Below are 15,185 nucleotides of genomic sequence, written 5' to 3'. Positions count from 1 at the left end.
AACATCAAACTCATTAATAGGAGATGAAGAGTACAGCTTTCACCCAAAAACATATAGCCCTCGGCGCCAAAATGGCCCCCTTTGCAGGCTATAACATGCCCATCAGTTACTCCGGCATCAACGATGAACATGCAGCCGTTAGAAACAATGCAGGCATTTTCGACGTAAGCCATATGGGCGAATTTATGCTCAAAGGACCAAACGCCTTAGACCTTATCCAGCGTGTTACAACAAACGACGCCTCCAAACTAACCAACGGAAAAGCCCAGTACTCTTGCCTCACCAATGAAAATGGTGGCATAGTAGACGACCTTATCGTTTACTGCATCGAAGAAAACAGCGTGTATATGCTGGTGGTGAATGCCTCCAACATCGAAAAAGACTGGAACTGGATCTCTAAGTTCAATACACAGGGCGTGGAAATGGAGAATATAAGCGACAAAACATGCTTACTCGCCATCCAGGGCCCCAATGCCTGCAAGATCTTACAGGCGCTTACCGATACCGATATCATGAACCTTAAATACTACACATTCGCAAAAGGAACTTTTGCAGGTGTAGAAGACGTTATCATCAGCGCTACAGGTTATACCGGCGCAGGTGGCGTTGAAATCTATTTCGAAGACGCTAACGGCGCCGCAGATAAAATATGGGACGCCATCTTCGAAACCGGCGCTCCGCAAGGCCTCAAACCTATTGGCTTGGGCGCACGCGATACCCTGCGCCTCGAAATGGGCTATTGCTTGTACGGCAACGATATCGATGATACCACCTCTCCGCTCGAAGGCGGACTTGCATGGATCACCAAACTCAATAAAGAAACGCCCTTCACAGCCCGTGAAATACTGATGAACCAGAAAACAGCAGGTATTACACGTAAACTCGTAGGCTTTGAAATGATCGAACGCGGTATCCCACGTCACGATTACCTCGTGAAAGACGCTGCCGGCAACACCATAGGCAAAGTAACAAGTGGTACACAGGCACCCTCACTAGGTAAAGCAATAGGCCTTGCTTATGTAGCGCTCCCGCATGCTGCACTCGACGCCGAGATCTTTATCGACATCAGAAACAGCCCTGTTAAAGCAAAAGTGGTGAAATGCCCCTTCGTTTAATGCTTTAGAAAAAAATACAATTAAAAGGCCGGGCGGTTTTGCCCGGCCTTTTTAATACGCACACATTAAATTTCTGTTTTGTAAAACATATGATTATGCATACATGTTATTTTGCATTGGTATCCTTTTTGATCAACCTTTTTCCGGTACTCATATAGCGGAAAAAACACTTTGTCTATAAACCTTGCATCTGTGAAAACAACGCTGTATTTTGTAGTGCCGACATCCTATCCAAAATCAATTTTGTGTAAAAAACGTACCCATTTATGAAGCTGTATCGCCCAAAGCCCTTGGCACTGCTGTGTGCAGCCGGGGTCCTGGCTTTAGTATCCTGCGGTAGTTCACATGTAACTGCAGGAAAAGCCATCTATTACCCGTCTGCACAACTGCAACGGATCTCTAACGAATCCGCTCAGCCCGATCTGTACGGCTGGCAATCTCCCGACGCCGATAACGACTATGTCGCAGTTACCAATCTGCTCAACGGTAAAAAAGTAAGAGCACAGATCCTCATGAAACGCACCGCCGAAAACGGAACCGTTATCATCAGCATCAGTAAGAAAACTGCAGAAGCACTTGGTATGGTATATACAGGCCTGGCTCCTGTCGAGATAAAATATAAAAGGACGTTATGATTATATAAGCCCTCCGAAATTAGGTTCGGGGGGCTTATATTTGCGCCCTTATGAATACCAAGCCGTCCCTGCATACTGTTTTGTCTCCGCGTTTGCTGGATCTTTATGATATCTCAAACAGTATTGTAGTTATTATCGATGTTTTCAGAGCTACCTCTACCATTGCAACCGCTCTCTACAACGGAGCCGCAAAAGTATTGCCGGTAGACAGTGTCCCCAGGTGCATCGAACTGGGTAAAATTACCGGCGGTATCACAGCCGGCGAACGGGATGGTAAAGTGGTGGAAGGCCTCCAGCACGGAAACTCTCCTACTGAATATCCAAGAAGCTTTATCGAAGGACAAACTCTTGTCCTCACAACTACCAACGGAACAAAATTGCTCCACATGGCCCTCGACCGTGGCGCAGCTAATATCATCACAGGCTCTTTCCCTAACCTGTCTGCCGTTTGCGACTACCTCGTTAACCAGGAAAAAAACGTCATCCTCGGCTGCTCAGCCTGGAAAGACTGCTTTAACCTCGAGGATACGCTCTTTGCAGGCGCCGTTATTGAACGCATAGGCCATCACTTCTCTATCCATTGCGACTCCAGCCTCATGGCGAAAGACCTCTATGCACAGCATCAACAAGATCTCGTGGGCTTCCTGCGTAAAGCTACCCACTGGCATCGCCTGTCTGCTTACGGCCTCGAACACGATATGGAATATTGTATCAGCATCGACGTCGCTAATGTATTGCCCGTATATACCAACGGCTCGCTCATCGTACAGGAATAACCCGATTTAACAATCAGTTGATGCCTTTTTTCATAAAAATCAAGGCAGTCTGCGCCTAATTCCTTTACTTTTGCAAATTGCCCTTTTCCGAACGGATGCCGGTGCTGGCCCCGGTTTGGAAGGCTAAACGGCATAGTTGATAGCGCATGGCACTACCGCACCTGATTAAGTATGTTTACAACAACGGAACCGACGAAGTCATTCGCCGTGGCAAAAAAATACATGCCGTAGGCAACGTAGAACTTGTCGAATACGACGACCTCATCGGATCCGTTACCTTTCGTGTGAAAGACGACGCCTATGCAACCTACTACAAGGTGCATATCACCAAGTTCAAAGATCCTAAAACGCTGTCCCTCCGCTGTGGTTGCCCCTATAACCTCGGGGAGATCTGCAGACACGAAGCCGCCTCGCTGTTTCAGCTGCAGGAACTGGTCGACAGAAATATGCTCGGCGAAAAAGAGATCCGCTACGATCAAAGGCATACCGTGGTGAAAATGAAACAGCTCGACCTCAAGCTCATCAAACTGCTCACCGCCCCCGCCTCTCTTACGAACGCCGAAAACTACCTCCGGCATACCCACGCAAATATTATCGACGCCAAAGACGAAAGGGTCCTCGCCGAACTTGAATACGAAAGCGTCAATTACAAAATACTTATCCAAAAGAACGAAGAAAGGAACTTCGATACCAGCTGTAATTGTAACGACGATGGCGCACATCCGCTATGTGTGCACAAAACCATCGTACTGCTGCAACTGCTCAATAATTACGGCCCCTTTTATTTCGATTCCATCCGCAACTGGGATAAGGAAAAAGATAAACTCCTGTCCCTCTACGGCTACTCCCTCCAGGACAACATAGAAGGAAAATTCGAATTCACTTATAAAGACGGTAAACCATTCCTGCGCGTGCTCGACACCAGCATAAAACGGGTAGGTACCAATACCAGTTCTGCCCCGCCCCCCGCTTTCAGGCAACCTGTTCCCCAGGAACCGGTGGTTGCTGAAAAGGCGCCTGTTGCCGAAACGCAGGTGCAAACCGATACCGCCGCTATGAAACTGGGTATCGTTTTCAGCTATAATGCCCACCAGTACCCCTTCCTGCAGGCCGATGCCGTCCAGGGAGAACAGAACGACGCAAACAACGCATTCATTGGCAAAGTCGAAAAACTCGACCTGGCCAAATTCATCAATACCGAAGTCTTCAGCGAAGACGACAAAATGCTGGTCCAGCAATTACGTAAACTGCTGCCCGGCGAAGTAAGCCGCTATCTCAACCGTAACTCCCCGTTCAGCGGTATCTGGGAAAATATTATCCAGCAGCACGACGATGCACTGCCCGAAGAAACAAGGCACCTCATCATCGAATACCTGCATCCCAAATACAAAAAACTGGCGTCCGATCTCGTTGAAAGGCCATTTGTTTTCCTGCTGCCCGAAAAAAAATCCTTCACCACCGCACACCTGCACCAGGTGGCGTTTTCCGGCAAGGCTATAGTCCCCGAATTCTCCGTTAACTTCACTAACGGCCACTACGAGGTTACCTGCTCGGTTAAATTGCAGAACGGAACTTTCAACATAGCCGATAATGAATTGAGTAGCCCGCTGCTCTTCCTGCAACACAATCACCTGTACCTCTGGGAACGCCCCGAAGATGTGATGACCGTTGAAAAGTTCATGCCCTCCGGCACAATGATCATCGAACAGGATAACTGGAATCATACGCTCGAAAAATTCATCCTGCCACTTTCAAAAGAGTATCAGGTGACGTTTGTAAATGTCGAAAAGGAAGAGGTCCGTGACCTCAGGCCCGAAGCAAAACTGGTGCTGAAAGAACGCGGCGATTACCTGCTGTTCCAGCCCGTTTTCAGCTACAAAGGCTACGATATCAAGCCGGGCGATAAAGATCGCATCATCCTGCCGGTCATGAATAAACTGCTCGTCATTCATCGTAATGCCGAAGCAGAACAGGCCTTTATCGATAAGATCGAAAGCCTGCACTCGGGCTTTATTAAACCCGAAGAAGGTCTCACCCTCGCGCTCAAAGGCTCCGAGGTCCTGAAAAATAACTGGTTCTTCCTTTTTGTCGACGCAGTAAAGGAAATGAACCTGCCTGTATTCGGATTCGAAGCCCTGAAAAGCTTCCGCTTCAATACAGCCAAACCCTCCACAAAGATCTACATCAGCAGCCATACCGATTGGTTCGATGCCAAGGTCGACATCCACTTTGGCGATCAGAAAGTGACCATCGCCGATGTTAAAAAAGCCCTGGCCAACAAGCAGCAGTTTGTACAGCTGCAGGACGGCTCTTTAGGGATCCTGCCCGAAGAATGGATAAAGAAATATTCCCTGCTCTTCCGCGTAGGCGACGGCAAGTCGGGTAATATGAAACTCAGCAAATACCACTTCAGTGTTATCGAAGAGCTGTACGAACAACGCGATGAAGAAGAACTGGTATTCCAGCTCGAAGCCAAATACGAACGCCTCAAAGAATTCCAGCAAATTCCCCAGGTCAATGCACCGGCCCATCTCGAACCCATCCTGCGCCCCTACCAGGTATCAGGCTTCCAATGGCTCAACTACCTCAGCGAAGTACAATGGGGCGGCATCCTTGCCGATGACATGGGTCTTGGTAAAACCATCCAGGCCCTTTCATTCCTCCATCACCTCAAACAAACGAATGGTATAATGAAGGCCCTTGTGGTTTGCCCAACCACCCTCATGTACAACTGGGAAAATGAGATCAGGAAATTCACCCCTGGCATCACCCACTATATACACCATGGCGGCACCCGCAACGCCGATCTCCTGGTAGGCGAAGATCTGGACGTCATCATCACTACATACGGCACACTGAGAAGCGATATCAAATACTTCTCCGAAATAGCCTTCGACTATGTAGTGCTCGACGAAAGCCAGGCCATTAAAAACCCTTCCAGCAAGGTCACCAAAGCCGCCAGCATCCTCAAAGCCAAAAACAGGCTTTGCCTCAGTGGTACGCCATTACAGAACAATACTTTCGATATCTATGCCCAGATGAACTTCCTGAACCCCGGCATGCTCGGATCCATGGAGTTCTTTAAACAGGAATTTGCGATCCCTATCGACAAATTCGGAGAGAAGGAACAGAAAGAACACCTGCGCAGGCTGCTCTTCCCCTTTATCCTTCGCCGTACCAAAGAACAGGTGGCTAAAGACCTGCCATCTAAATCTGAAATGATCCTGTTCTGCGAAATGGGCAAAGAACAACGCGATATCTACGACGCCTTCAGAAATGATTACCGCGACAAGATCCTCGGTGTCGTAGACAGTCAGGGCGTTCAAAAATCTCAGCTTACCATCCTTCAGGGGCTTATGAAGCTCAGGCAGATCTGCGACAGCCCTGCCATCATGAAAGACGAGGAACGTTTCCCCAATGCCTCGGTAAAACTCGAAGAACTGGGCCGCGAGATCACCGAAAATATCAGCAACCACAAAGCCCTGGTATTCTCTCAGTTCCTCGGCATGTTAGCTCTGATTAAACAAAAACTGACTGAACTGGGCGTTGACTATGAATACTTCGACGGTAGCACCTCCGCTCCCGACCGCGAAAAAGCCATACGCCGCTTCCAGTCCGAAGATAACTGCCGCGTATTCCTTATCTCACTTAAAGCCGGTGGCGTGGGTCTTAACCTTACCGCTGCCGACTATGTCTATATTGTTGACCCCTGGTGGAACCCCGCAGTTGAACAACAGGCTATAGACCGTACACACCGTATCGGCCAAACCAAAAACATCTTCGCCTACAGGATGATCTGTAAAGACACAGTCGAAGACAAAATATTGCAACTGCAGGAGAAAAAGCGCGCACTCGCCGCCGACCTCATTACAGATGATACCGGTTTTGTGAAGAGCCTTACCAGGGACGATATCGAATACCTGTTTAGTTAGGTGGTTTGCAAACAGTTATCTTAAGAATGAATTTTACCTGCTATCTACTACAACTTTCGTAAATTACCTAAAGGCACCATCAAGTTACCGATAATATGCCCCGGCAATACATTCAGTAATTACTTTTACATACCCGGTAATAACGCTATATAAAACCAACCAGGTAACGTTTATGAAGAAGAAACCGCTTGCCCGTTTGTTGTCTCTGACTGCTTTGGCTATTTTTTGCTGGAGCACTGCTGCTTTTGCACAGGGCAATGGAACCGTAAAAGGGCGGCTTGCCGATTCTACGCAAAAAGAAAACCTGAAAGCAGCTACCATAAGCCTGCTGAAAAGAAGCGACTCTTCCCTCGTCGCTTATGTCCTTTCACAGGATAATGGCAGTTTTGTCTTCGAAAAAGTAGATACCGGCCGCTACATACTGCATATTAATTTCCAGGGTTACGAAGCCGCTTACAAGAACGTATCGGTACTTCCTGCAAGCCCTTATATCGAAATAGGTACCGTCTATTTGCAACAGGAAGCAAATACCCTCGAAGGTGTCGTCATCCGCTCCTCTCCACCCATAGCCGTAAAAAAAGATACAGTTGAATTCAATGCCGGCAGCTTCAAAACCAAACCAAATGCTGTGGCCGAAGACCTGCTGAAAAAACTGCCGGGCGTAGAAGTGGATAAAGACGGAACCATCACAGCCCAGGGACAACAGGTGACTCGGATACTGGTCGATGGTAAACGCTTCTTTGGCGATGACCCCCAAATGGCCACCAAAAACCTGCCCCCCGACGTGATCGACAAAATCCAGCTTTACGATGCACAGAGCGATCAAAGCGCCTTCACCGGCTTCGACGACGGTAACAGGGTTAAAACCATCAACATTGTAACAAAAAAGGATAAACGCCATGGCTACTTTGGTAAAATGATAGCCGGCGGCGGCTCCGGCTCCGATGAAAAAGGACTTTTCGAAACCGGCCTTTCACTCAATAGTTTCAACGGTACCAGGCAGCTTTCGTTGGTCGCCCAGGCAAATAATGTGAATAAACAAAGCTTCTCTACCCAGGACTTTCTTGGTTCTTTTGGCGGCGGTGGCTCTTTCGGAGGCGGCGGCAGAGGAGGAGGGGGCGGTGGCAGAGGCGGTGGAGGCGGCGGCCGTGGCCGCAATATCATGGGAGGCAACTTCGGTGGCGGATCATCAGGCTTGACAACATCTTACGCAGGCGGCATCAACTACAACGATATGTGGAGCGCCAAAGCCAGCGCCTCAGGCAGCTACTCTTATAACAACCAGTCCGTTAACAGAGACCAGCAATCCCGCACCGAAACATTTGTGACAAAGGATACCTCCAATATCTCAAACCAGAATACTATTGCACGCAGCAAAAACCAGAACCACCGCTTCAATTTCAACCTCGAGCAGCAAATAGATTCCAACAACGCAATTATCCTGCGCCCCGATGTCTCTTACCAGCAAACAGATAATACCAGCGATCGTACTACCTCCATCGTGAACAACAAAGGCATCAATATCAACAACAGCACCTACAGGTCCGATAACGAAAACGACGGATACAGGGCTAATCTCGAAATGCTTTTCCGCCATAAGTTCAAAAAAAGGGGTAGAACGGCTTCTTTGGCCGTTCAGGGTGGCTACAATTCAAATAACGGCAACGGCAACGCCTTTACCGTTACCAACACCTTCGACGAAACCGGTACCAACTATGTTACCGATACCGTGAACCAGCGCAACTTCTCAAATACCGATGGCAAAAATATCAGCGCTAACTTCTCCTATACCGAACCGCTGATGAATCACCACCTGGTCGAAATAAACTATAACTATTCCTACAACGTTAATACTTCCGACCGCCGTACTTATAACTACAACGCGGCTACACACGATTATAACGTGCTCGACTCCAACCTCAGCAACCGGTTCGAGAATACCAACGCATCAAACCGCATTGCATTGAACTATCGCGTTCAGTACGAGAAAATAACAGCCAGCATAGGTACCGGCATCCAGTATTCCGACCTCTCCAGCATAAACAGAAGCAAGAACTCGGATATCAACCAGTCGTTTAAGAACCTGTTCCCAACGGCATCGCTCACTTTCAACCCCAGCAAGCAAAAGTCACTGCGTTTTAACTACGACGGCCGTACCAGCCAGCCCAGCGTTCAGCAGCTGCAGGATGTTACCGATAACTCCGATCCTTTGAACATCAAACTGGGTAATCCGGCATTGAAACAGGCTTTCAACCACCAGTTCCGGCTGCAATACAATACATTCAACGTTACTACCAACCGTAACTTCTTCCTGAATTTCAATGCCACCATCGAAAACAACAGGGTAGGCAATTATGTGGTTACAGTTCGCCGTGGTGTTGCATTACCTGCTGATATTCAATTACCTTCCGATGTCGAAACGCCTGTAGGCGCCCAAATCACAAAACCTGTGAACCTCAATGGTAACTATAACATGGGAATGTCGTTCAACTACGGCTTCCCGCTGAAAACACCGAAGTCTAACCTCAGTTTCGGCGGTAACCTTTCGCATTCCGCTTCCGTAAACCTGCAGAACGATACCGCGCTGGGTAATGCCGTGCTCAACAAAAACCGCAACTACGCTTTCGGAGGTACTATTCGCTGGACAACCAACCTCGCGAATAACTTCGACATGAACTTTACCTCACGCTCCACCTATAACGTAGCTACCTACTCCATTCAGTCAAGCCAGAATGGTAACTATTTTTCCCAGACGGTTGAAACCGAATTAACCTACTATACCAACAACGGATGGATAGCCTCAACCGATTTCGATTACCGCTACTATGGCCGCGGTGCCGGACTTAATACCAGCGTACCACTATGGAATGCAAGCTTCGGCCGGCTGCTGTTTAAAGACAAGACCGGTGAAATCAAATTCTCTGTGTACGACCTGCTGAATCAAAACGTAAGCATCACCCGTAACATCACCGAAAACTATATCCAGGACGTTCAGAATAAGGTACTTACACGTTATTTCATGCTCACCTTCACTTACAACCTCCGTCGCTTTGGCGGACAAAAAATGCCCAATTTCTGGGGCGATGGCCGTGGTCGCGGCGAAGGCGGACCAAGAGGTATGGGAGGTGGATATGGCGGCGGATTCGGCGGCGGACGCGGTCGTAACTAACGATTTCAAATATTAATCTTTATTTCATAAAAAAATATCCACAGGTTTTCCAAACTATTGTACTTTTACGCCTTCAAAAACAATTTTTGGATCACCTTTTCATACAGAATTGACGTTGAAACAGTACATAGGATATCGTAACTTAACAGCTTATCATCCCCTCTTCGAGGGCGGTGTTAACCTTTTGGGTAACCTTAACTCCCCGTATCTGCTCCGACGATCTAGAATTTGATATTCCCTCCTCTGAATAGTCCGGCACCCATTCTCCGCCGGTCAGGGATTATCACAAATACAAAATCAGCGCACATCATTTCGCACTGTTTTTGTACCTCTCTCTTACTGTATTTTCTGTATTAGATTCAATTAATGAATAGTGGAATATCAAGATATAATAGTTCGTGTAGCCAATAGTGGCGATGTACACCTCGCCAGCATTATCACCGATGAAATGGAATCTTCGGCAAAAGCCAGAGGTACAGGTATCGCTAAACGTTCTCCGGACTATGTAGCCCATAAAATGCTCGAAGGCAAAGCCGTAATAGCACTCACAACCGATAACGACTGGGTTGGCTTCTGCTATATCGAGGAATGGAGCCACGGCAAATTCGTCGCTAACTCCGGGCTGATCGTTTCTCCCAAATACCGCAAAACAGGCGTTGCCAAACGCATCAAAAGAAGAATATTCGACCTCTCCAGGGAAAAATATCCCGAATCTAAAATATTCGGCCTCACCACAGGCCTCGCTGTGATGAAAATCAACAGCGAACTGGGCTACGAACCCGTTACCTACTCCGAATTAACGGACGACGAATCTTTCTGGGCAGGATGTAAAAGCTGCGTGAACTACGATATCCTGATGTCCAAAGACAGGAAAAACTGTATGTGCACCGCCATGCTCTACGATCCACAGGATCATTACGAACCCAAGGAAACCAAAGAATACTTCGAAAAGAAAAGCAAAATATACGAACGGTTACTGCGCTTCAAACAATTCCTGTTCAGGAAAAAATCCGGCAGCAGAAAATCGCTTTTCCATGCTTTTCTTAATTTCTAACTCTACAAACCATTAACTGTGGCGAAAAAAATCGTACTCGGCTTTAGCGGCGGCTTGGATACTACTTATTGCGTGAAATACCTCGGCGAAGACAAAGGTTATGAGGTGCATAGCGTTATCGTAAATACTGGCGGCTTCAGCGATGAAGAACTTACAAAAATTGAAGCGCATGCCTATAAACTAGGCGTGAAATCACATACTACCATTAACGCGGTAAAAGGGTATTACGATCGCATTATCAAATACCTGGTATTTGGTAACATCCTCAAGAATAACACGTATCCCTTAAGCGTAAGCGCCGAACGCCTGGTGCAGGCCCTTCATATCGCCGAACATGCGAAAAAACTCAATGCCGACGCAGTAGCACACGGCAGCACCGGCGCAGGTAACGACCAGGTGAGGTTCGATATGGTATTTAATATCATGATCCCCGGCGTCGAGATCCTTACCCCCATCCGTGATCTGAAACTCAGCCGCGAAGCAGAGATCGAATACCTCAAATCAAAAGGTGTTGAAATGAACTTCGAAAAAGCTGCTTACTCTATCAACAAAGGCCTCTGGGGTACCAGCGTGGGCGGAAGAGAAACGCTTTCTTCCAAAGGACTGCTGCCCGAAGAAGCTTGGCCTACACAAATAACCAAAACAGGTAAGGAAGAAGTAAAACTCTCCTTCATCAATGGTGAGTTGACAGCCGTAAACGATAAAAAATTCGGTCATCCATCCGAAGCCATCCAATTCCTCCAGGCTATTGCAGGCGCCTATGGAATAGGCAGGGATATTCACGTAGGTGACACTATCATTGGTATCAAAGGACGTGTAGGTTTCGAAGCCGCCGCTCCTATGGTTATCATTAAAGCACACCATGCCCTGGAGAAACACGTTCTCACCAAATGGCAGCTCAGCTGGAAAGACAATATCGCTAACTTCTACGGCAACTGGCTGCACGAAGGCCAGATCCTCGATCCGGTAATGCGCGATATCGAAGCATTCCTGCAAAGCTCACAGGCTACCGTAACAGGCGACGCCTATGTGTTGTTGCAGCCTGGTTTCTTCCAGGTAATTGGTATTGAATCGGCTTACGATCTTATGAGCAGCAAGTTTGGTAAATACGGTGAAATGAACAACGGCTGGACGGGCGAAGATGTACGTGGATTCACAAAGATCTTCGGTAACCAAACCGCCATGTTCCACTTGGTGAAAGCCGATGCTGAAAAATAATGGCTCCCCGTTACCGCAACGGCAGAAGACCAATATCGTTTCATTTATTTAATTGATTAAGTATGGCAATAAAAGCAGGCATAATAGGTGGTGCCGGGTATACCGGAGGAGAACTCATCAGGTTGCTCATCAACCACCCCGGAGTAAATATTGCCTTCGTTAATAGTTCCAGCAATGCAGGTAATCCTGTAAGTAAAGTACATGCCGACCTGCTCGGCGATACCGATCTTGAATTTTCCGGCGAACTGCACGATGATATCGACGTGCTTTTCCTTTGCGTAGGCCACGGCGATGCCCGCAAATTCCTGGAAGCAAACAACATCGCGGAACATATTAAGATCATTGATCTGTCACAGGACTTTCGTCTCAAAGCTACAGCCTCGATCGGCAACAGGTCCTTCGTATACGGATTACCCGAACTGAACAAAGCCGCCATTCAAAGCGCTCATAACATCGCCAACCCCGGATGCTTTGCTACAGCGCTGCAGCTCGGTTTGCTGCCGCTCGCTAAAGCAGGTATGCTCGGTGATATCTATACTACAGGCATCACAGGTTCTACAGGCGCAGGCCAAAGCCTGAGCGGTACTTCACATTTTAGCTGGAGAGCAAATAATATCCAGGCGTATAAAGCCTTGCAACACCAGCATATTAAAGAGATCCACCAGAGCCTCCACCAGCTGCAGGACGATTTCCCTGCTGCCGCAGGTTCAGAAAGAGGGGTACACTTCGTCCCCTGGCGCGGCGACTTTACAAGAGGTATCTATATCAGCTCCACCCTCGACTGCGGTTTACCTGTCGAAGAGGTCCGACGAATTTTTGCAGACTTCTACGCTACTGCAGCCTTTACTCACGTCAGCGATACGATGATCGACCTTAAACAAGTCGTGAATACCAATAAAGCATTGATCTATGTAGAAAAGCAGGGGAATAAAATAGTTGTTCACTCAGCTATCGATAACCTGCTCAAAGGCGCAAGCGGCCAGGCGGTTCAAAACATGAACCTCTTATTTGGCTTGGAGGAGTCTGCAGCACTGAAACTGAAAGCAGGTTACTTCTAATGATCTTTTATTAAACAATTAATTCCCTTTCGGGAACCAGCAAGTATGAAACTATTCGACGTTTACCCGGTTAATGATATTACTATTGTAAAGGCACAAGGATCCTACGTTTGGGATGCCGATGGCGTTCAATATCTCGATATGTATGGTGGTCACGCAGTGATCTCTATAGGACATACACACCCCCTTTGGGTGGCAAGAATAGAAGAGCAGTTGGAAAAAATTGCCTTCTATTCCAACTCTGTTCACCTCCCCATCCAAAAAGAACTGGCGGAAAAGCTCGGCAAAGTGAGCGGCAAAGAAGATTACCAGCTCTTCCTTTGTAACTCCGGAGCCGAAGCCAATGAGAATGCATTGAAACTGGCTTCTTTTGTAAATGGCAGAAAAAAGATCATCGCATTCAACAAATCGTTCCACGGCCGTACCTCACTGGCTGTGGCAACAACCGATAACCCCGCTATCGTAGCGCCGGTAAACCAAACCGATAATGTTATCTTCCTACCCTATAACGATGAAAAAGCACTCGAAGCCTGCTTCAAAGCACAGGGCGGAGAAATATCTTCTGTTATCATCGAAGGTATCCAGGGCGTAGGAGGTATCAACATAGCTGCTGAATCATTCCTGCAAAAGATCCGTAGCCTTTGCGATGAATACGGTGCATTGTATATCGCCGATTCCGTACAGTGTGGTTACGGCAGAAGCGGCAAATTCTTCTCACACGACTATGCAGGCGTAAATGCCGATATCTATACCATGGCAAAAGGCATGGGCAATGGATTCCCTATTGGCGGTATCCTTATTGCACCACACATCAAGCCTAAATACGGCATGCTGGGAACAACTTTCGGAGGCAACCAGTTAGCCTGCGCAGCAGCCCTTGCAGTACTGGAAGTGCTGGAAAAAGATAACCTTATCGAACAGGCCCGTCAGCGTGGTATGTATTTGCTCAACAGGCTGAAAGCCGTAAAAGGAATCGAAAACGTAAGAGGCCGCGGGCTGATGATTGGCTTCGATGTTCCCGAAGACTTAAAAGACCTGAAGAAAAACCTGTTATACAAACATCAGGTATTTACCGGCGAAGCAAAACCAAACGTAATTCGTTTACTGCCTTCACTGGCCATTGCCCGCAAGCAGGTCGATGAATTCCTGGATCTTTTACAGGAAGAGATCAACCAGCTGAAAGCAGTAACCCCTTCAACAGAAGAAGTATAAACCCTACCATTCTACATCTACCACTCTACAATCGATCATGAATAACTTTATCTCCGTTCACGATGTAACAGATATCAACGCCCTGGTGCAAAAAGCACTTGCTTATAAGGCCGATCCGTTAAAAGACAAATTGCTGGGTGCAAATAAACGCCTGGGATTGTTGTTCCTGAACCCAAGTTTGCGTACCCGCTTGAGTACGCAGGTGGCTGCGGCTAACCTGGGTATGGAAGCTATCGTGTTTAACGTCGATAAAGAAGGCTGGACCCTCGAGTTCGAAGAGGGCGCCATCATGAGCGGTAATACGGTAGAACATATCAAAGATGCCGCTCCCATCCTGGGCAGCTACTTCAATGTGTTGTGTATCAGAACCTTCCCCTCTTTGAAAAACAGGGAAGATGACTACAGCGAACTTTTCATTTCCCAGTTCATAAAATATTGCGGCGTGCCGGTGATTAGCCTCGAAAGCGCTACCCTGCATCCGCTGCAAAGTCTTACCGACATCATTACCATCCAGGAAGTGATGGCGAAAGAAGAACTCAAACAGAAAAAAGCAAAACCTAAGATCGTTTTAACATGGGCGCCGCATGTGAAGCCCTTGCCCCAATGTGTGGCCAATAGCTTTGCACAGTGGATCAACGCCTGGGGCGAAGCCGATTTCGTAATTACCCACCCCGAAGATTATGAACTGGCAGAACAATTTAGTAAAGGCGCCACCATTACACATGACCAGGACGAAGCATTGAAAGATGCCGACTTCGTTTACGTAAAAAACTGGAGCACTTATAACGACTACGGTAAGATCTATGAGAATGATCCCGCCTGGATGCTTACAGAAGAAAAACTGAAATTGACCAACCAGGCCAAAGTGATGCATTGCCTTCCCGTAAGAAGAAACGTGGAACTGAGCGACGAAGTGCTCGACAGTGCCAGCAGCGTCGTAACCCGGCAGGCCTCCAACAGGGTATGGGCTGCACAGGCTGTATTGTCGGAAATTCTGAAGGCCAAACAATAGCATT

General features: G+C 47.6%; 10 protein-coding genes. All 10 read left to right on the top strand.

Annotation, left to right across the window (positions count from 1 at the left end):
- Positions 1-23 precede the first annotated feature (23 nt).
- The 10 genes from gcvT (at position 24) to ESB13_RS17465 (ending at position 15,181) form a co-directional block, all read left to right on the top strand.
- Positions 24-1,115, top strand: a complete 1,092-nt coding sequence (gcvT, locus tag ESB13_RS17510; RefSeq protein ID WP_129004916.1) for a glycine cleavage system aminomethyltransferase GcvT — start codon at positions 24-26, stop codon at positions 1,113-1,115.
- A 266-nt stretch (positions 1,116-1,381) separates the two neighbouring features.
- Positions 1,382-1,750: an RlpA-like double-psi beta-barrel domain-containing protein gene (locus ESB13_RS17505; protein ID WP_129004915.1), complete on the top strand. Its 369-nt coding sequence runs from the start codon at positions 1,382-1,384 to the stop codon at positions 1,748-1,750.
- Between the two features lie 50 nt (positions 1,751-1,800).
- Positions 1,801-2,526, top strand: coding sequence for a 2-phosphosulfolactate phosphatase (locus ESB13_RS17500; RefSeq protein ID WP_129004914.1), 726 nt, complete (start codon positions 1,801-1,803; stop codon positions 2,524-2,526).
- Between the two features lie 146 nt (positions 2,527-2,672).
- The gene (locus ESB13_RS17495; protein WP_129004913.1) at positions 2,673-6,458 is read left to right on the top strand and encodes a DEAD/DEAH box helicase; all 3,786 of its coding nucleotides are present in this window, start codon (positions 2,673-2,675) and stop codon (positions 6,456-6,458) included.
- A gap of 172 nt (positions 6,459-6,630) precedes the next feature.
- On the top strand, positions 6,631-9,627 hold the full coding sequence (locus tag ESB13_RS17490) for a TonB-dependent receptor (RefSeq protein WP_129004912.1): 2,997 nt from the start codon (positions 6,631-6,633) through the stop codon (positions 9,625-9,627).
- Positions 9,628-10,000: 373 nt separating this feature from the next.
- The gene (locus ESB13_RS17485; protein ID WP_129004911.1) at positions 10,001-10,681 is read left to right on the top strand and encodes a GNAT family N-acetyltransferase; all 681 of its coding nucleotides are present in this window, start codon (positions 10,001-10,003) and stop codon (positions 10,679-10,681) included.
- 18 nt (positions 10,682-10,699) lie between these two features.
- Positions 10,700-11,899, top strand: a complete 1,200-nt coding sequence (locus ESB13_RS17480) for an argininosuccinate synthase (RefSeq protein ID WP_129004910.1) — start codon at positions 10,700-10,702, stop codon at positions 11,897-11,899.
- 62 nt (positions 11,900-11,961) lie between these two features.
- Complete coding sequence (gene argC / locus ESB13_RS17475) at positions 11,962-12,957, top strand: N-acetyl-gamma-glutamyl-phosphate reductase (RefSeq protein ID WP_129004909.1); 996 nt, start codon at positions 11,962-11,964, stop codon at positions 12,955-12,957.
- A 45-nt stretch (positions 12,958-13,002) separates the two neighbouring features.
- On the top strand, positions 13,003-14,169 hold the full coding sequence (locus ESB13_RS17470) for an aspartate aminotransferase family protein (RefSeq protein ID WP_129004908.1): 1,167 nt from the start codon (positions 13,003-13,005) through the stop codon (positions 14,167-14,169).
- A gap of 37 nt (positions 14,170-14,206) precedes the next feature.
- Positions 14,207-15,181 carry a Rossmann-fold NAD(P)-binding domain-containing protein gene (locus ESB13_RS17465; protein WP_129004907.1) on the top strand — a complete coding sequence of 325 codons (975 nt, stop codon included), beginning with the start codon at positions 14,207-14,209 and terminating at the stop codon, positions 15,179-15,181.
- Positions 15,182-15,185 lie beyond the last annotated feature (4 nt).

This window comes from Filimonas effusa (assembly GCF_004118675.1).
Taxonomy (GTDB): Bacteria; Bacteroidota; Bacteroidia; order Chitinophagales; family Chitinophagaceae; genus Filimonas; species Filimonas effusa.
The sequence above is the reverse complement of the archived record's forward strand: the minus strand, read 5'-3'. Positions and strand labels throughout refer to the sequence as shown.